At 44.4% G+C, this 18,916-nt stretch carries 15 protein-coding genes; 9 read left to right on the top strand and 6 right to left on the bottom strand.

Features of this window, described 5'->3' with window-relative positions; all coding sequences use genetic code 11:
• The first annotated feature begins 191 nt into the window (after positions 1 to 191).
• Together ahpC and ahpF are read left to right on the top strand one after the other, a co-directional pair.
• Complete coding sequence (gene ahpC / locus CES81_RS05135; protein ID WP_089089504.1) at positions 192 to 755, top strand: alkyl hydroperoxide reductase subunit C; 564 nt, start codon at positions 192 to 194, stop codon at positions 753 to 755.
• Positions 755 to 2,308 (top strand): alkyl hydroperoxide reductase subunit F, encoded by a 1,554-nt coding sequence (gene ahpF / locus CES81_RS05130; protein ID WP_089120937.1) that lies wholly within the window; start codon positions 755 to 757, stop codon positions 2,306 to 2,308. The genes ahpC and ahpF overlap by 1 nt, the downstream gene beginning before the upstream one ends.
• 570 nt (positions 2,309 to 2,878) lie before the next feature.
• Here ahpF and CES81_RS05125 read toward each other — a convergent pair.
• Genes CES81_RS05125 through CES81_RS05115 form a run of 3 tightly spaced genes read right to left on the bottom strand, consistent with a single transcriptional unit; the run spans position 2,879 to position 5,314 of the window.
• On the bottom strand, positions 2,879 to 3,844 hold the full coding sequence (locus CES81_RS05125) for an aldo/keto reductase (protein WP_089120936.1): 966 nt from the start codon (positions 3,842 to 3,844) through the stop codon (positions 2,879 to 2,881).
• A 10-nt stretch (positions 3,845 to 3,854) separates the two neighbouring features.
• Complete coding sequence (locus CES81_RS05120; RefSeq protein WP_089120935.1) at positions 3,855 to 4,700, bottom strand: oxidoreductase; 846 nt, start codon at positions 4,698 to 4,700, stop codon at positions 3,855 to 3,857.
• A 59-nt stretch (positions 4,701 to 4,759) separates the two neighbouring features.
• Positions 4,760 to 5,314, bottom strand: a complete 555-nt coding sequence (locus CES81_RS05115; protein WP_089120934.1) for an NAD(P)H-dependent oxidoreductase — start codon at positions 5,312 to 5,314, stop codon at positions 4,760 to 4,762.
• A gap of 482 nt (positions 5,315 to 5,796) precedes the next feature.
• Between CES81_RS05115 and nhaC the strand changes: the two genes are divergently transcribed.
• The 3 genes from nhaC (at position 5,797) to CES81_RS05100 (ending at position 8,777) form a co-directional block, all read left to right on the top strand.
• Positions 5,797 to 7,194 (top strand): Na+/H+ antiporter NhaC, encoded by a 1,398-nt coding sequence (nhaC, locus tag CES81_RS05110; protein WP_089120933.1) that lies wholly within the window; start codon positions 5,797 to 5,799, stop codon positions 7,192 to 7,194.
• Between the two features lie 77 nt (positions 7,195 to 7,271).
• Positions 7,272 to 7,502 (top strand): cytochrome b5 domain-containing protein, encoded by a 231-nt coding sequence (locus CES81_RS05105; RefSeq protein WP_089120932.1) that lies wholly within the window; start codon positions 7,272 to 7,274, stop codon positions 7,500 to 7,502.
• Positions 7,503 to 7,649: 147 nt separating this feature from the next.
• Positions 7,650 to 8,777: an AI-2E family transporter gene (locus CES81_RS05100; protein WP_089120931.1), complete on the top strand. Its 1,128-nt coding sequence runs from the start codon at positions 7,650 to 7,652 to the stop codon at positions 8,775 to 8,777.
• A gap of 201 nt (positions 8,778 to 8,978) precedes the next feature.
• Here the strand turns inward: CES81_RS05100 and CES81_RS05095 are convergent, their stop codons facing one another.
• On the bottom strand, positions 8,979 to 10,274 hold the full coding sequence (locus CES81_RS05095; protein ID WP_089120964.1) for a threonine/serine exporter family protein: 1,296 nt from the start codon (positions 10,272 to 10,274) through the stop codon (positions 8,979 to 8,981).
• Positions 10,275 to 10,446: 172 nt separating this feature from the next.
• Between CES81_RS05095 and CES81_RS05090 the strand changes: the two genes are divergently transcribed.
• Positions 10,447 to 11,034, top strand: coding sequence for a TetR/AcrR family transcriptional regulator C-terminal domain-containing protein (locus CES81_RS05090; RefSeq protein WP_089120930.1), 588 nt, complete (start codon positions 10,447 to 10,449; stop codon positions 11,032 to 11,034).
• On the opposite strand, the gene yaaA is transcribed toward CES81_RS05090, so the two are convergent.
• Positions 11,031 to 11,786 carry a peroxide stress protein YaaA gene (gene yaaA / locus CES81_RS05085; protein ID WP_089120929.1) on the bottom strand — a complete coding sequence of 252 codons (756 nt, stop codon included), beginning with the start codon at positions 11,784 to 11,786 and terminating at the stop codon, positions 11,031 to 11,033. The two genes, CES81_RS05090 and yaaA, sit on opposite strands and share 4 nt — an antisense overlap.
• A 1,102-nt stretch (positions 11,787 to 12,888) precedes the next feature.
• Between yaaA and CES81_RS05080 the strand changes: the two genes are divergently transcribed.
• Both CES81_RS05080 and CES81_RS05075 read left to right on the top strand, forming a co-directional pair.
• Positions 12,889 to 13,539 carry a matrixin family metalloprotease gene (locus tag CES81_RS05080; RefSeq protein ID WP_089120928.1) on the top strand — a complete coding sequence of 217 codons (651 nt, stop codon included), beginning with the start codon at positions 12,889 to 12,891 and terminating at the stop codon, positions 13,537 to 13,539.
• 613 nt (positions 13,540 to 14,152) lie between these two features.
• Positions 14,153 to 14,806 carry a matrixin family metalloprotease gene (locus tag CES81_RS05075; protein WP_089120927.1) on the top strand — a complete coding sequence of 218 codons (654 nt, stop codon included), beginning with the start codon at positions 14,153 to 14,155 and terminating at the stop codon, positions 14,804 to 14,806.
• A gap of 77 nt (positions 14,807 to 14,883) precedes the next feature.
• On the opposite strand, the gene CES81_RS05070 is transcribed toward CES81_RS05075, so the two are convergent.
• Positions 14,884 to 16,638, bottom strand: coding sequence for a choline/carnitine O-acyltransferase (locus CES81_RS05070; RefSeq protein ID WP_089120926.1), 1,755 nt, complete (start codon positions 16,636 to 16,638; stop codon positions 14,884 to 14,886).
• A gap of 178 nt (positions 16,639 to 16,816) precedes the next feature.
• Here CES81_RS05070 and CES81_RS05065 point away from each other — a divergent pair, with 178 nt between their 5' ends.
• A complete protein-coding gene (locus CES81_RS05065) occupies positions 16,817 to 17,464 on the top strand; it encodes a hypothetical protein (RefSeq protein WP_089120925.1) in 648 nt (215 codons plus the stop codon).
• Positions 17,465 to 18,916: the final 1,452 nt, after the last annotated feature.

Raw genomic sequence — 18,916 nt, 5'->3', positions numbered from 1 at the left:
AAAATTCTGGTGGTAAAATAAAAGCGAAATCGGGTTCGCGGCGGGGTTGCTTGACAAGCCCAGCAAAGTTATAAATGCAACTGAATAACGGTTCTGTATCAGAAATCTAGAAAAATTCTAAATTGCTCTTTAAATTAGAATGATTACATTGTACAATGAACTTGTAGCAAATTCTAAGGAGGTTTTCGAACATGAGTTTAGTAGGAAAACAGATTGAAGAATTTAAGGCAAAAGCTTACAAAAAGGGCGATTTCATCGATATTTCCGATGCAGATTTAAAGGGACACTGGAGCGTTGTGATGTTTTATCCAGCTGACTTTTCATTTGTCTGCCCAACCGAATTGGAAGATTTACAAGATCAATACGAAACGCTACAAGGTTTAGGCGTTGAAGTTTACTCCGTATCTGAAGATACCCACTTTGTCCACAAGGCATGGCATGACGAATCCGATGCCGTTGGCAAGTTGCAGTACGCGATGATTGGTGACCCATCTCACCAATTGGCCAAGATGTTCGACGTCTTCGATGAAGAAGCCGGTCTCGCTCAACGTGGGACGTTCATCTTGGACAAGGACGGCGTGGTTCAATCCCTTGAAATTAACGCTGACGGAATTGGCCGGAACGCTTCTGAATACATTGACCGCATCAAGGCTGGCCAATACGTTGAATCCCACCCAGGTGAAGTATGTCCTGCTAAGTGGAAGGAAGGTTCTGAAACCTTAACACCAGGCCTCGATCTTGTAGGTAAGATTTAATGTTAGATGATCAATTAAAACAACAGCTGAGCAGTTATTTACAGTTACTTCAGCAGCCAGTGGTCTTTACGTTAGATGCTGGTCACTCGGCAAACGGTACGAAGGTCCGCGACTTCTTAAACGAGGTCGTGTCTTTGTCGCCAAAGCTGTCAATCGCTGAAGGGTCACTGAAACGGCAGCCCAGCTTCACGGTGGACGCTAAGGACGCGGCACCTTCCGGCATTACCTTCGCAGGAATCCCGCTGGGTCACGAATTCGAGTCCTTTGTTTTGGCAGTTTTGCAGGTTTCCGGTCACGCACCAAAGATTTCAGAGAAGGTCCGTCAACAAATCGAGGCGATTGATCAGGACCTCCACTTTGAAACCTTTGCCAGCTTGAGCTGTCATAACTGTCCAGACGTGGTTCAAGCGTTAGATATTATGAGTCTGCTGAATCCGCACATTACCCATACCATGATCGAAGGCGGGATGTTCCAAGACGAAGCAGAAGCTAACGATATTATGGCCGTACCAACCGTCTTCTTAAACGGTGAAGAATGGCATAACGGTCGGGCAACGTTGGAACAGCTGGTTAACAAGGCCCAGGGGAAAGCCGCTGTGGCCGCGGTTAACGATGACGTTTCCGACAAAGTCTATGATGTTTTGATCATCGGTGGCGGACCAGCTGCCGGTTCAGCCGCAATCTATTCGGCTCGCAAGGGCTTATCCACCGCGGTAGTTGCTGACCATATTGGCGGCCAGCCTCTTGAAACAGTGGGCATCGAGAATTTGATCGGTACCGACTACATCGAGGGTGAACAGCTGATGCAAAACATTCAAGCTCAGATGACTAAGTACAACGTGACGTTGATCGACGGTCAAACAGTGACTGGCCTTACTGACGGATCACCCGTTCAAGTTCAGCTAAAGGGTGACACTACCCTGAAAGGCCGGACGGTGATCATTGCAACTGGTGCGCACTGGAAGAATGTCGGTGTTCCGGGTGAAGATGAGTTCCGCAATAAGGGTGTTGCCTATTGTCCTCACTGTGATGGTCCGCTTTACAAGGGCAAGAACGTCGCTGTTATCGGCGGTGGTAACTCCGGTGTAGAAGCCGCAATCGACTTAGCCGGCATTGCCAAACACGTTTCCGTTCTTGAATTTGGACCGAAGATCTCAGCGGATGCCGTGCTGGTGGAAAAGGCTCAATCCTTGGATAACGTTGACCTGATCACCAATGCGCAAACTACTCGTATCGAAGGCGATGGCAGAGTCAACGGTTTGGTCTACACAGATCGTTCAACTGGTGACTCTAAGTCATTAGCCGTTGATGGGATCTTTGTTCAGATTGGCTTGGTTCCTAACACGGGCTGGTTATCTGAATGCCTTGATATGGATAAGCAAGGGCAGATCATCGTCAACGACAAGGGCGCTACCAGCCTTGCAAACGTCTTTGCTGCTGGTGACTGCACCAACTCCTCGTACAAGCAGATCATTATCTCCATGGGTTCTGGTGCTACCGCTGCCCTGGGTGCTTTTGATGCACTTGCACGTGAGGTTACGGTTAACGCTTAATTTCATACTTTAAAATTTAAGTCATGGGTTACTTTCTGTTGGAAGTAGACCATGGCTTTTTATTGTCACCTTCGGCGCCTGTGCTTTGGTCTGTTGTGGGGACCGGCAAAAGCCGCTGTCTTTTGCCTCGCATTTAAGCCACGCTAAACCCGCGCGTCTTAAATGTCGTCCCGTGTTGTAAGATTGGGAAAGTACGCCCAATCTAACAACACCTACACAACTGACCAAAGCACAGGCGTCTACGGTTAATTTCATACTTAAAGTTTAAGCTGTTGGCTGCTTTCTGCTGGAGGTAAGACCGTGACTTTTTTATTGCCCCTGTGACGCCCGCGTTTGGACCTGCTTTGGGGACCGGCAAAAGCCGCTGTCTTTTACCTCGTATTTAAGCCACGTTAAACCCGCGTGTCTCAAATGTCGTCCCGTGTTGTAAGATTGGGAAAGTACGCCCAATCTTACAACACTTTCACAACTGACTGAAGCACAGGCGCCTTCGGTTACTTAGTGATTAATAGCTACAAAAATGTCGGTTGTGGTTGAGTCCACAATCGGCATTTTTGTATTGAATATTAATTACAATGATTTGATTTGCGTCATTACGCCTTGCGGTACTTTTAGCTCAGCACCCTTGATGGCATCGTCAATGTAGCTGGCTTTGCTTGCACCTAGCAGAGCAGTGGTGATGCCTGGAATTGAGAGGACACCAGCGAATGCCAGCTGTGACATTGGGGTACCAGTTTGATCTGAAATGGTCTTTAACTTTTCAACGGCTTGCTGATCAGCATCGTTGAAGTATTCCTTAATCAGCGGTTCGCCTTGGGCAGCACGGCTGCTGCTCGGCATGGCACCGTTTAGATATTTGCCAGTGAGAACGCCACGCGCTAGTGGGCTATAAGCCAAGAAACCAACGTGCGAGCGCTGAGCCAGCTTTAAGACGTTTTGGTCATCGTGTTTGCTCAGAATGTTATAGCGGTTCTGCAATGATGTGATTGGGTTCAAACGACGATCCTTGACGATACTGAGCGCTAATGCTAACTGGTCTTCGGTATAGTTGGAAACGCCGTAGTAGCGAATTTTACCGTCATCCACTAAGCCGCTAAGAGTGGTTAACGTTTCTGCCAGCGGGGTGTCATTATCAAATAAGTGGGCCTGGTATAAATCGATGTGATCGGTTTGCAGGCGTTCCAATGAAGAATCAATCTGCTGGAGAATGTGTTCCCGTGACAAAGATGGATTGCTCATGACCGGATTGGTGTTAGAGCCAACCTTAGTTGCCAGAACGATCTTTGACCGGGCACCAGGGTTGTGACTGAGCCAGTTACCAATGATGGTTTCAGAAGTGCCGTCACCATACGCCGGTTTCTCGTCTTGCCCAGGGCCGTAGTAGTCGGCGGTGTCAATTAAATTAATGCCGCTGTTAACAGCGTGATCCAAGATGGCGTCTGAATCGGCTTCCGAAATCCAGCGGCCAAACGCCATGGTACCTAAACCGATTTGAGAAACCTTTAAGTTACTGTTTCCTAATTTTACTTTTTCCATGTATACACTCCTATTTTTCGGGTTTATCAGCAGAAACAGAGATGTCACGAAGCCGTTTAAAATCAGCTAAGGACTTCGTGTATTTATCAATTGCCATGTCGGATGCAAACTTGCCTAGAGGTAGGCGCAATGGCAGCTGATCGTAGTTGTTAGTGACTTGATCGTAAATGATTTCAGCAGCTGCATCTGGGTCACCGGCTTCATGGTGCGCAGTGGCATTATTTTGCTTAATGGATGCCGCAAATTGCTGGTAATCCGGTGAAGTTGGCACCGTCTTTTGTGAAGAACGGCCAGCCCAGTCGGTACGGAAACCACTTGGTTCAATCAATAAAACTTTAATGTTTAAGTCTTTAACTTCCTGTGCCAATGATTCACTCAACCCCTCAACGGCGTATTTGGTACCGTTGTAAAACGATAAGGTTGGAAATGAGTGGAGGCCGGCAATTGATGATAAGTTGACGATGGCACCGCTGCGTTGCTTGCGCATGGTAGGCAATACCGCACGAGTCATATCGGCTAAGCCCCAAACGTTCACGTTGAACATGTATTGAACGGCATCCCGATCACTTTCTTCAAAGGTGCCGAAGTAACCTAAACCGGCGTTGTTAACTAGCACATCGATGCTGCCGAAGCGGTCGTTGACCTGTTTAACGACTTGGTCGATTTCATCTCGCTTGGTCACATCTAACGTGAGTTTTTGAATCTGACCGTGATCGTATTGATCGAGGTAGTCCAGTTGATCGGTGTGCCGAGCAGTTGCCACTAAGTTTAGATCCGGTTTCTGTGCCAATAGGGTTGCTAAAGAGCGGCCAAAACCCGTTGAAGTTCCTGTGATAAGCCATGTTTTATTTGCCATAAAATAAGTACTCCTTTTTGTTTTTACTTCTATTCTAGTTCTTTTCATGTGAATGAGAGTCATTCGCCATCTAATTTTGATAATTCAGTGAGGAGCGATGCCTTGATTGGTTCGATTACTGCTGGATTATAGACATCATAGAAGATGCAGTTGTGAAATTGAGCAGCGGGTTCGATACCCACGTAACGGAAAGTAACGTTCAGTGGTTTGAGTAGATCAGCAACTGTGAGGCCTTCTGTCAGCGGATTGTCCGGTGCGTAAGTTTCGGGAACGGCCGCTAGGGTGGTGACGTAGCCGAAGTGTTTACCAGTCATTAACGGAACTGGCTGGGCATTTTCATCCGCATCGTAAAAAACGTGCAGTGCGAAAACGTCATCTAAGTAGCGTTTCAGTCCCCACGGCACCGCGTACCAGTAGAGGGGAAAATACAGCAGGATCAAGTCAGCCCAGCGGAACTTTTCGGCTTCTTCGCTGGCCTGATAATCCGTGACAGCAGTGTATTTAACCTGGTGATGCTGAGTTAATTTTTCGCGGCTGATGGCCACTAGTGTCTGGGTTAATTTACCACCCGCATCGGGGTGCGGCGTGTACCCGTTGATCAGTAAAATATGCATCGAATGTCGGCTCCCTTCTTGATAATCATATCATGATTAGGCCGTTGATTAACGGTGAAAGGCTTGTACGGATTTAGTAGCGATTTGGTAATTTCACCCTGTCACTTGCATTTTACAAAAATCAGGTTATAATTTTAATTAATATTTAATGTCGGACTTACAATCAAGTAGCACTTTATCTGGGTGTCAGGAAGTTGGCGGTTGCTGCGAGTCAATCAGGGTGAAGTTGACGAAATACGTAGACGTCGGCAGTGGTTACCGCTAGAATCCATTATCTTCTGGTGAGTGGTGTACAGTAATGTGCACAATTTGGGTGGTACCACGGTAGAGTCTGATCGTCCCTGTTGCAATTAAATGCAATGGGGGCGATTTTTTTATTGGGGAGAAGGTATTGTGATGAGAACAACCAGCGGCGGGATGACGCGATATTGATCGACCAGAAAAGATGCCGTTAACAAACAACTAAAAGGGAGATCAACGTTATGCAAAAAATCAAATTAAGTTTAAGAGAAGCCATTGTGATGTTAGTGATTATTTTGGCCATCATGGGAACTGGGGTGATCGGTTTTGGGCTGTCACCACAAGTACCCGTTTTATTAGCCATTACCGTGACCATCTTTTGGGCGAAATTCAAAGGCCTTTCATGGGATGACATTAATCACGGTATCAAAGACGGGATCGATAAAGGAATCATTCCCATCGTGATCTTTATTTTAATTGGGGCGATGATCAGTACCTGGATCGCTGCCGGGACCATTCCCACGTTGATGGTGATTGGGTTTAAGGCCATCAGCGCGCAGTGGTTCCTGCCCACCGTCTTTCTGGTTTGTTCCTTAGTTGGTGCCGCTGTAGGGAGCTGTTTCACGGTGGTTTCCACTGTGGGGATTGCCTTCTTCGGTATCGGTGTTACCATGAACTTTAACCCAGCCCTGGTTGCCGGGGCGGTTATTTCCGGCGGGGTCTTTGGTGATAAGTGCTCACCATTATCCGAAACCAACAACTTAGCTGCGGCAGTTGTAGATACGGATTTGTTCGATCACATGAAGACCATTCTGTGGTCCACGGTGCCAGCTGCGGTCATTTCCACCGTGGTGTTTGCTCTTCTCGGTTTCGGCCACAACCACGCTGACTTTGCGAAAATTAATACCACGGTTGCCGCTTTATCACAGGACTTCCACATTTCGTGGGTGGCACTGATCCCAATCGTTTTGGTATTTGTCTGTGCCGGCTTTAAGATGGCGGCGATTCCGACCATGCTGTTAAACGTGCTGGTTTCAGCTGTGATGATGTTTATCAATAATCCGCAGCTCAGCGTTACCAAGGCTAGTAACATCATCACTAACGGTTTTGTTGCTAAGACGTCCAATTCAGAAGTTAACTTGTTATTATCACGAGGCGGGATCGTCAGCATGATGCCTACTGTGGCACTGATTGTTTTGACGCTGTCATTAGGTGGCCTGCTGGTAAACTTCGGTTTGGTCAGTGCTGTGATGACCCCGTTATCTGCTCACCTTAACTCTCACGGTAAATTAGTTTCTGCTGCTTTAGCTGCCTGCATCGGCATCAACATTTTCGTCGGTGAGCAGTTTCTTTCCATTATTTTACCTGGACGGTCATTTAAACGGGCTTTTAATAACGGCGGCCTAGAAAACTCGGCGCTTGGTCGGACGCTGGAAGATGGCGGGACCGTACTGAACTACCTAGTTCCTTGGGGCGTTGGCGGGGTCTTCATTGCCAACACGTTGGGAGTGCCAACCATGTCATACCTGCCCTTCGTCTTCTTTAGTCTACTGTGCCCAGTGATGTCTCTGATCAGCGGCTTTACGGGTATTGGCCTGCACGTGACGTCAAAACGGGTCGAGGTAAAAGCGGAACAGTAAAGCGCTGTCAATTTAACTGACTTTTCGGGTGATAAATGGTAGACTGATGGTTAGAGACAAGAAAGGACGGATGACTCATGGCAGTAAACTTAACCAAAGAAGAACTGAAGCAATATGATGGCAAGGATGGTCATAAGGCGTATGTTGCAATCGACGGTACGATCTATGATGTGACGGATGTGGATGCTTGGAAGAACGGTGAGCACCATGGCAACGTCGCGGGTAAGGACCTGTCGGAGGTCATCATGACTGCACCGCATAAGAAGTCAGTACTGGCCAAGTTACCGGTTGTTGGTAAATTGGTTTAAAAATAATAGCAATTCATTCAAATAGCTTGGATGCCTTCGTGTTACAGATTGGCTCCAAGCTATTTTTGAATGTTGAAAGAAAGTTTGGTCGAGTCATCTAATTAAGGTAAAATGAAAGTAATCAATTCTACTCGCGGAGGTGTTCAAATGACCATATCCAAGAAATCGTTTATCTGGAGCAGTGTCGTGGTCGCGCTTTTTTTAGCCTGCCTGGTTTACCCAGGGCAGATTTTTGGGGCTATCGGCAAGTTGCTCTCGGTGCTTAACCCTTTGATATTAGGCGGCGTCATGGCTTATGCGGTTAACCTGCTGTCCCGTCAACTGGAAAAGTGGCTATGGCCGCGCGCTGATCAAAAATGGGCACAGGGATTGCGGCGTCCGCTGGCAATCCTGTTGGCCTTACTGATTATCGTACTGGTGATTGCCGGTGTCATGCGGTTAGTAATTCCACAATTTATCGATGCCATCAACAGTTTCTTTAAGACCTTACCAAGTACCGTTAATGATGTCACGCACTGGCTGAATCAAGTGGATCATAACCATACCATTAGTCAGCGATTCACGGATGCCACGTCTTCATTTAACTGGCAGTCGATTGAATCTAAGGCAACGAAGTATCTGACTGCAGGGGCTTCCGGTATCTTTAGTTCCACCATATCCATTTTCACCAACATTTTTTCTGGACTGCTGAACTTTGTCCTAGCTTTTGTTTTTTCAATTTATCTGATCAGCGGTAAAGAAAAAATTGGTGGCTGGCTAAACCGGCTGATGGATGACTTTTTACCAAACAAGTTCGTTGTAAAAACGCACTATGTGCTGCGTGTGACGGACAAGATGTTTTCTAGCTTTATCGCCGGACAGGTGTTGGAGGGCTTCATTCTGGGTACGCTATGTACGCTAGGGATGATGGTTTTTCAATTTCCAGACGCATTATCAATTGGTGCGTTGGTTGGTGTCAGTGCCCTGATCCCAATGATCGGTGCTTGGATCGGTGGGGTCGTTGGTTTTGTGCTCATCGCCGTATCATCACCGATTCAAGCCATTTTATTCGTTGTCTTCATTGTGATCCTTCAGCAAATTGAAGGTAATCTGATTTACCCAAGAGTAGTGGGCGGTACCATTGGGCTGCCAGGCATCTTAGTGTTAGCCGCAATTACTGTTGGCAGCGGGCTGTCTGGCATCGTTGGCATGATGCTAGCGGTACCCGTGACGGCAACGTTATATCGGTTGATGCGGAACGCAACCTTTAAAAAAGAGGGTATTTTGAAAGAATAGGGTTAGAGCAAAGGTGCCAGGACGATTTTCGTAATCATCCTGGTGCCTCTTTTTGCTGGTTAATTTTACGTAGCCTAATCGCGTTCTGCAACTCAGATGCCTGCCGTGTAAGCAAATTAAAAAGGCACAGCCCCCAAAATCAGGGCTGCACCTTTTCAATTCACTTACACTCTGGCATCTACCCGAGTTGCTCCACGCACTCTAGTTAAAATGCCGCCAATCCTCATCCAACAGGTATCTAGCAACAAACAAACCAAGCGGCAGGAACAAAATGATCAGTGCCGCACGCGTTAACCACAGCGCCCCGTCACCAATTTCGTTTAAGCCAATGTAGTAAATTCCGCGGTAAATATAAAGCCCCGGCACCATAATGACGATTGAAGGGACCGTTAACGAAATCCGTGGATAACCAACTTTTCGGTTGATCGTGGATGCTAACAGTCCAGCTACCAACGCACCGCAGAAAGCGGCAGCCGGTGCGGGAATGGTGTGAAAGTCGACCAATTCCAGCCGTAATGTGTTGGCAACCGCACCTATAAGGCCAGACGTGATCGCCATTTTCTGCGAACTGTTAAACATCATGGAGAAACCGTATACCCCAAAGAAACTTGCCGGTAACCGTAAGAATAATAGCCAAAACGGGCTTAGTCCCAGTGAAATAAAGTCTTCCGGCTGGAAGTGAATGATCAATGCAATCAGCCAGCCGCAGAGCGTAGCAACACCGGTGATCATGATGGCGTAAGTCAGACGTTCCAGCCCCGAACGCATATCCAGTTTTGATAAATCCAAGAAACTGGTAATAAAGGGGAAACCAGGGATCACGAACAACATGGCACCGATGTACCCAGCTTCGTGATTACCAGCAATTGGCAAAAATACTTGCAGACTTTTAAATGCCGTAAAGTAGACAATTTCAGCTATGCCGACACTGATAGCAATGCCCGAAATAGTGGACAGCTTGCGCTTCCCCATTTCACCACGTACCCAGTTCCCAATACCGGCACCGATGAACGTGCAAAACATTTCAATCCAGCCGCCGCCCAGTAAAAAAATAAATGACGCACAGGCAATGGCAGCTGCCAGGCCCTTCATAATGGGAGAATAGTGACCTGGTGTTTTTTGAATTCCGTCTAGTTGATGGTGCAATTGCTGAATCGTTAATTGCGCGTATTTCTGACCGAACTGTCTGACAAACGTTTCTAACACGAAGAGCTTGTCCGTATTCACACCCGTATTTGGCAGCGCCAGAATTTGCGAGTAACTGTGGCCTGCATCAAAACAGGTGAAGTTAATCGTTGTTAAGCCGATATCAGCAGAACAAGTTAAATTAAGTACGCGAGCAACGGTGTTCATCGCATCGCGGACACGCCACGCCCCAGTACCGCAGGAAAGCATCATAATGCCGATCCGGCCCACGATCGATGCACGGGCTTTGACTCGTGCCTGCTTGATGGGCGTATCTTGGTTCGGTGCAAAATCTTTCCAGTGAATCGCCATATGATGCTGGTCTGATGGGACCAGATTTGTCGATTGTTCTCCTTCTTCAGTCACCTGATAAAAACCTCCAAATAATTAGACTTCCTATATTATAAGCATGGGTAGTCGTTTTCCACAAGGGTCGCAATGTATGGTATCGTAGTAATGAGTAAGAGCGAAGGGAGCAGATGGCATGACGACAAAGGAAAAAATCATGGCAGCAACGAAGCAGCTCGTTGTTTCACAGCCGTTTGATAAAATTACGGTGACAACGATCATGGCAGTGACCGGCATGCGTCGGCAATCATTCTACGACCATTTTCGTGATAAATACGACGTGCTGGCTGAAATTTATTCAACCGAGGTCAAAGACGCTGTGAAGTACTGCGGCAATTATCAATTTTGGCCGCAAACTTTGCTGGCGATGCTGACTTACTTTGATCATAACCGGGATTTTTACCAAAATGTTCTGAAGCTGGATGTTCAAAACGCACCTGAAGAGGTTATTGTCACTCATTTAAAGACGATGGTCGGTCAAATTTTTACCAGTCTCGGTCAGGTTGAAAAGATTAGTATTGATACCAGTTACTGCGAATTCCTGCAAAAAACGTTGGGCGGCACGCTGTTTCTTTCATTAAAGGATTGGCTCTATCACCAGGATAACGTCGACCTGCAGCAGGAATATCAGTATTTAAAGGCATACTTAGAAGATGGCATCAACGGTTTTCTATTACGGACCAAGCGCATTGACAGTTATCAGAAACGTACCGAGATTGCCTAGTGCTGACGTTCATTATTGACAAAAACAAGTTGGTCAGCAGTTGACCGGTCACTATCAAAGTGCCAGTCCGGATGATCAAAATGAGTCACGGCGGACACGTCATGAACATTGTTTTCGGCTAAATAGCGTACCATTTCGCCACGGGCCATTTTGGCTAACGTGGCTTTTATTTTTAATTTGCCGTTAACTTCTGAACCAAACACGACGTTAATCATGCGGTCATTAGGTTGCAGGAAGGGGGTAATCGTTTTGGCGTACTCCTGTGAAGCCAGGTTGAGTACGGGGCCATCATTGAAACGTAACGCCTGGTATAGGCGGTTCCCCCAGAATTCATACAGGTTGCGGCTGCCTGCGACCTGTATGGCAGACTGCATTTCCAATCGGTAAGGAACAACACCGTCAAACGGCCGTAAGATACCGTAAAAACCAGAGAGAATTCGCAAGTTGGCTTGGACATAAGCGAGGGCGGGAGCGGTGAAAAGATCCGGCGCCATGTATTGGTACTGGATGCCGGTGTAACCAAGGATGGCTGGTGTGAGCTGGGTATCTAAATCCAACTCTTGTAACCAGGTGTAGTTGGGTCGCGCGAGTTTATCGCTGCAATGCCACATGGCTTTAGCCTGTTCATAGGTGAACGTCCGCATTTTTTTAAGAACTTGGCGAGTTTCTTCTATATATACAGGTAATCCTTGAATATCAAAGTCGTTAGTATTCACGACCATTTTTTTAGTTGGGGCAATAATAATTTTCATAAGCGCCTCCCAAAGAGAAATTAAGCTGTTGTAAACGGCTATGATTCCTAGCTTAATGGAGTTTCACCAGAGATGCAATATGAAGTAGACTTGTCAATTTATTGAGAAAAAACAAAAAAATTGGGAAAAAAGTCTTGCACAATTGAATATTCCGTTGTATGATGTTTCTTGTCATAAAGATTTGAAACGAAAATTATATAAAAATGCTCAGCACTAGAGATCAACAGTACATTCTAGTGACACGACCCGGACAGGAGAGAGACCTGGCCGGGTCGTTGTCGTTTCTGGAGTAATTTTATTAATGACGTTTCGCCTTAATCATCCTTTTGGTTTGAATATTTTCAAATCCCTCATGAGTTGATTCCCCCCAATCAACTCATTCTGATGAAAAATCAGAGACCCCCAGTAATCTATACGATTGCGAGTGAAATTATACCGTTTGTATAATGGATCAAAATTCAGGCAGTGCGTTTATCAGTAAACCAGTAGTTCAGGATTTGTAGATGTCTCCTACAAAACATGAATGAGGATTAAGTCGTGATGAAGCATTGAAAAGGTAAGGATATTTCATTTCTAATTAAAAAACGGCTACTAGTTATTAGTAGCCGTTTTTTGTACGCCAATTTAGTTTTGCCAGCCTCAGCCAAATAGGACACATATTGATATGTGTATATAAAAAGAACATACTTCTGATTTTTTTTGAAAAAGAGCAACTTTTTTAAAAAATATTATGTGTAAATGAAACTGTTTACATTTTAAAATGTCAAGTCAATCGAACGGCTGATAAAGCTTGCTAAGATAGGCTTTATTGACAAAAAGTAAGCCGTTATAATAAATTCATAAATCCGTTTTCATAAATTTTCCCATTTAAAATTTGCTATTGTATTCTGAAAAGCCTGATGGTATAGTCATTTCTATTGCGTTGGTTATTGGGGGTCAATAATCAACATCGGGAACAATGATTTAATTTTCATAGCATCAAGGTTTGGTAATTTTATTATGACAAGCACGACTCTCTCTCGTGCGTTATATTTTTGGAGAATTTTTAAGAAAAAGCTGATAGTCGAGACACTCTAGAATTTAAGGAGACTTATCAGTATATATGAATAATCGTTTAATGGGTAGTTTATTAACATTTGTCGCTGTCGTTGCAGGTTTGAGTTTTGCTACACCCAGTCACGCAAGTGCTAAGATCGTTACTGACGCCGATGCTACGGCAGCCGTCAAATCTTCAGTTAGTTTAGGAACTGCTGAATCCGACGGTGGCGCCGCTACCGGTAAAGCTAGTTTGACACCAGCCGCTAAGCGTTGGTCAACAACCACTATTACCTACAAGATCGCCAGCGGTTCAAGTTATTACAAGTCCGTTTGGAAGAATGCCGTTAAAGTTTGGAACCGCAGTGGTGTTGTTAACTTGGTTCCGACTTCTGGCAAGGCTGACATTACTTTATCAACTAGTAATTCACCAGTTAAAAATGATGCCACCGTTGGGATCACTTACTCGTCATACTACAACAACAAAACAATGAACAACTTGGCTGTTCTAGCAAGTGCCAAGTCATACGTCTACAGGAACGTGGCTAACCGTTACCACTATTCAAAGGGTGAACGGACGAACGTTGCTGAACATGAATTAGGCCACGCTTTAGGTTTGGAACATAACGTTGGTAAGCACAGTGTCATGTATTACGCTACGCGGGATCAATCCGTTTCAAAACCTGACATTAATGGTTTAGTACACAGTTACCGTTAATAAAAAAATTAAATTAGAAGTGAAATATCCATTCCGGGGGGAATGGATATTTTTTTGGCTCAAATGTCGGGTTAATTTTAGTGAATTCATCAAGAGATAGTCACTATTGAAAAGTCACCGTGAAGAGAAAGCAAAAGTTAAAAGTATCAGCTGAGAATAGAACATATATAATGATATGTCTTATATTTAGACACTTTTTGAACATTTTTGAGAAAAATAAAATCTTTTTACAAAACAACATTTGTAAATGAAACTGTTTACATCTTAAAACTTAAAGGGAAATCAACGCGCACTTAAGCCTGTCAAACTAGGATTAAGCGCCTAAAATTTTGTCGTTATAACATCTTCATAAATCCGCTTTCATTATTATTATAAAAAATTAACTGCCATTGTATTTCTAAAACCCTGGTGTTATAGTCATTTTCGTTGCGTTGGTTATTGGGGGTCAATAATCAGCATTGGGAACAACGATTACATTTTCATCAGCATCATGGTTAAGCAATTTTATTATGACAAACACGACTCTCTCTCGTGCGTTATATTTTTGGAGAATTTTTAAGGAAAAGCTGATAGTCGAGACACTCAGGAATTTAAGGAGACTTATCAGTATATTATGAATAATCGTTTAATGGGTACTTTATTAACATTTGTCGCTGTCGTTGCAGGTTTGAGTTTCGCTACACCAAGTCACGCAAGTGCTAAGATTGTTACTGACGCCGATGCCACCGAAGCCGTCAAATCTTCAGTTAGTTTGGGAACTGCTGAAGCTGACGGTGGTGCCGCTACCGGTAAAGCTAGTTTGACACCGGCTGCTAAGCGCTGGTCAACTACTACCATTACTTACAAGATCGCCAGTGGTTCAAGTTACTACAAGTCCGTTTGGCAAAATGCCGTTAAGACCTGGAACCGCAGCGGTGTTGTTAACTTAGTTCCGACTTCTGGCAAAGCTGACATTACATTGTCGAACAGCAATTCACCAATGGGTAAGAATGATTCAACTGTTGGGATTACTTACTCGTCTTACTATAACAACAAGAATATGAACGGTTTGTCTGTTTTGGCCAGCGCCAAATCATACGTCTTCACTAACGTTGCCAACCGTTACCACTATTCAAAGGGCGAACGGACGAACGTTGCTGAACATGAATTAGGCCATGCCTTAGGATTGGAACATAACGTGGGCAAGCACAGTGTGATGTATTACGCTACGCGTGATCAATCCGTATCAAAACCCGACGTTAATGGTTTAGTTCACAGTTACCGTTAATAAAAAAATTAAATTAGAAATGAAATATCCATTCCGGGGGGAATGGATATTTTTTTGTTTTTAAATTGCTGGTGAGTTCAGTCATTTTCAGCCACCCAGTTAAATAGTTCAGTGAGACTATCAGTGATGTCAGTGAGTATCTCGTGGGCGTCAAACGTATTTGTTATCCAGGACGAAACGGTTAATCTAATTTTAGACGTTGAGACACTATAGTAAATCCCATACCCATCAGAACTGCGGGGAGCAGTTAAAAAACTATCAACGATTGACATTGGAATACTAGCCGTTGAAAAAAGGGGTGTCACTAATTGGTTCAAAAAAGGTGAATTAAAGAATGCTGCCGCCTCGGGAAAAGCTGCCTCACCGCCATTCTGTCTCATCATGTCATGCATTCCCAAAAGATGGCGCACAATCCCCATTCCGGTTTGACCAAGACCGATCCGTTCATTATAGGCGGAGACGGCGTGGTCAAATAATTGTCTGACAGTCACGTCACGCTGGCCGTCTCCGAAGGCTTGAATAAAGCGTTTCATTTCGAAACTAACCGTGGGCATCTCGTCAGTTCGCCCTTGGTAAAAATGACGTAAAGAAACCGTTTGAGTGATGTTTTGCCAGCCACCGGTCGCACGGTATTCGGCTAAGGCTAAACCAATCTGAATAAAAGCGTCTGGGTTGATAGTCAGCTCTTCCAGTTGAGCAGTACCCAAATCTGAAATGGTGGTCGTTGCCGAAGTCAGTTGATTTGCAATTTGGGCGTTTTGCCGGCTGGCTTCACTTAGTGCAGTCTTGGTATCCAAATCTAACTGCCATTCAAGCTGCTGAAAGTGCGGCTTACCTTTACTATCCCATTGATCAGCCGGCTGACTTAAGTGTGCAACAACCGAATCAGTTAGACGTAAAGCCTGGGCTGTATCAATTTGGCTGTGTTCGAAGGCAAAGCCAATATTAGTGTTGGCACTGACGAACACTTGGACCGTTTTATCGAAGAATCGATCCTGAGAGCCGAGAAGGGCTGACTGTGCCGTTAGCGGCTTATCAGAGTCTTGTAGGGTTAAAACTAATAAACTATTGCTGATACGGGTCAAATTATCCCGATTAAGCTTGTTTGTTGTTAACTGTTGCCTCAATTTGGCAGCTGTGGTGCGTGGCAATCCGGTATAAGCACCAGTAAAAACCGGATCCGTGGCAGTATTTTGAATGATTGCAATGAGTGCTTCAGTCAATGAACGCAACGTAGACACCCGACCAGCGTGGTCAATCAGCCGAACCTGATAGAAGGTTTGACGATAAATGACGGTGGCTTCGACGTTCGTTAACGTTTGGCGGGTTTTCTGCAGTAAGTCATGTTGGCAGCCAGGTTGACGCTGCGTACGAAATAGACGCTGATACGTACTCATATCCAAAGGCTGACCGTTTAGACCGGTTTCTAGTGGTGCATCTCCTGAGGCATACGCTAGATATTGATCCGCGAAGTTTTGCAGCAGTTTAGCTGCCATCGTGATTTGATCCAGGTTCGGTAACTGAGCTGGAGAGACGGTAAGGGCAAAGTTGGAGGTGCACTGTAATGGCTTTCGATTGATCAGATAATGATGGCGTAGGATGGGTGTTAGCCAACTGGCATTGGTTTCGACCCATTGCTGTTTCAACAGGGACTGTAATTCGGGGGCATCGCTTTTTTGAAAATCAGCGATTAACGCGGCTAGTTTTTTCTGTTCAGCAGCTCCCACTATCGGGGTACACCATTCCACAATGCGCTTAAGGGTTTCTTCAAGGCTGGGCAGCGATAATTTAGGTAGTTGCGTCAACAAGTCGGTTGAATATTTTTCAGTCATTTTAAAGCTCCTTTGTTAATATGTGAACAAGTTCTTTATAATAGGAAGAAACTATTTTAAAAACCACCACTTTTGAAACATATTATGGCATAATGTGCCCGTTTCGTCATAGATTTGAGCTTGCAGAATGGTGGTTAAATGACGCAGGTGGTATGCTATTTTTAAGGAGTGATAATCAGTGGAACTCATAACAGCAGAAAAATACTTATTGATAACGGAACGGATCGGTAAAAGACCCATGTTGCGGACACGTTTTACCAGTCAAGCCTACTTTGTGGTGGCCGTTTTTTTAGATTTGGCAACTAACCACGTTATTTCACTTAAAGATGATCGGGTAACCTTTAACCAGTCAGTTCAGCTTCCAGACTATCTCTCGGTGTTTGTTAAGGAGTTAACTGAGGCGCTGTCTCAAGATGATCGTTTAGAAAATGCCCTAAAACCAGTGACAAGCTGGGATATTGCGAATCAGGTGTATGACGGGGTCGGTGTTAAACTCTTAGCAAATCACCAAGTTGAACGAGTAACGTTTCAGAACAATTTAAAGCCGCATACGATTTATGAACCGACTGATCAAGCCCGAAAAGCAGTTAGCACCTGGTTGATGGACCAAGTAACGCGTTCCGCGGAGGTATCAGCGCTGAATCTGTTTGAAATCTTACGGCAAATGACGGCGCTTAAGTGGGTGGTACCGGAAGAGCAGCAACGTCAGGAATTGATGGAAAAAGCCAGCCAACGATCAGAAGATGCAGGCATTCAAAAAATCACAGCAGCAGCTGCTGACGTGATCACTCAAAAGCGATTCTGGTTAGATTCCTGGTTAAGCTAAAGTATTGTAATAATTAAAAATAACCATTTAGCATTTTTGTCATATAAAAATGCTATTTTTTATAAAAATATAAAACGCGCGATTATTTTTGAAACCTAAATGCTGTTAAATGAGTGCGTATTGGTTTCACATTGCTTTATAGTCAATAATAGCGATAAAAAATTTTTATAAGAATTCAAGTCAAAATGTTTGACCTAGACAACTATTGTCGCTATATTTAACCTTAAGCAAGACGACTTAGGTAAGGGGGTTTTACCTACTAAATCCGTCTGGTGATGTGAGGAGGGGTAAATGTTAGACTGATGAATGTAATGAGTGCAGTAATTCGATATTGTATGTATACAGTGACGAGTGGTTTGAGCTATTTTTTTATTGGTTTAACAGTGGAGAAAGCAAGTTTGAGAAAGCTGGGTGCACCCCAACGCATAACCGATGAGAGTACAAAGATGTTGAACCAGATCTTTATAACATGGGAGATAAATGGCAATGATTGTTTGTATTTTCACAATTATGGCACCCGATTATCATGTAGCGGCATGAGCATCATGGACAATTGAATTGATTGAGGCAGTTGCCTAATGGGGTGGCTGCTTTTTTATTTTGAGGTGGTTTAAAGTTAGCGGAATAGGTGCAATTACAGCATTTGGTTAAACGTTTTACCTGTTGGCAATACAGTAAATATTAGATGGTAAGAGGGGCATCATTAAGGATTTAACTAATCGGTTAACTAATATTAATATTGCAAAAGGCTTGCGGTAGCCGGAAATATGTGATAGATTGTATATATACTTAAGAACGAAAAAAGTTAATTTAAATGCTCAGTTCTAACGTTCAGTTAGGACACGACCCGTTCTCGGAGGCTTTTATAGCTGGCCGATGGATGGGTCTTTTTTGTTCTTAACGCTGATTTATTAATTCCGGGGGATTCATGAATTAATAGGTTTGGTGAGTAAAGGAAAAAGCTTACTTTTATTGTTGCAGATACTGTTCGACATTTAATGGACGCAGTGAGAATGTCACTAGTTGTTAAATAAGTTACAACGATGAGTTGTGATTGAGGTGTGGAGGCCTAACAGACAGTATCGTTACGTGGTTGGAGGCCACGTAAAAGTAATCGCGATGTGCAATCTGGGGAGATTCACATCGCCGATCGATTCCTAATTAACAGTGTACGGTTAAGCGTCGTTAAGTAGCTGAAGTGGTTTTGAATCGGATTACTTTAAAAGCGTATAGCACAAAATAAAAGATTCGCGTAGCAATGGGGTGAAATGCTAAGCGAATCTTTTATTTTTGTGCAAAAAAAAGATCACCCGGGGGAGGGTGGTCTTTATAGGAGTAGGCATTTTCGTGATGGGGTTCACGGAAATATAAATTTTACTTTGGAGGAGTAAAATGAAAAAGCTCACTTAATACCTTTACTTAAGATATTAGGCTATGGTCTTAATATAGTCT

The sequence above is a fragment of the Secundilactobacillus pentosiphilus genome, from assembly GCF_002217985.1.
Lineage (GTDB): Bacteria > Bacillota > Bacilli > Lactobacillales > Lactobacillaceae > Secundilactobacillus > Secundilactobacillus pentosiphilus.
The sequence above is the reverse complement of the archived record's forward strand: the minus strand, read 5'-3'. Positions and strand labels throughout refer to the sequence as shown.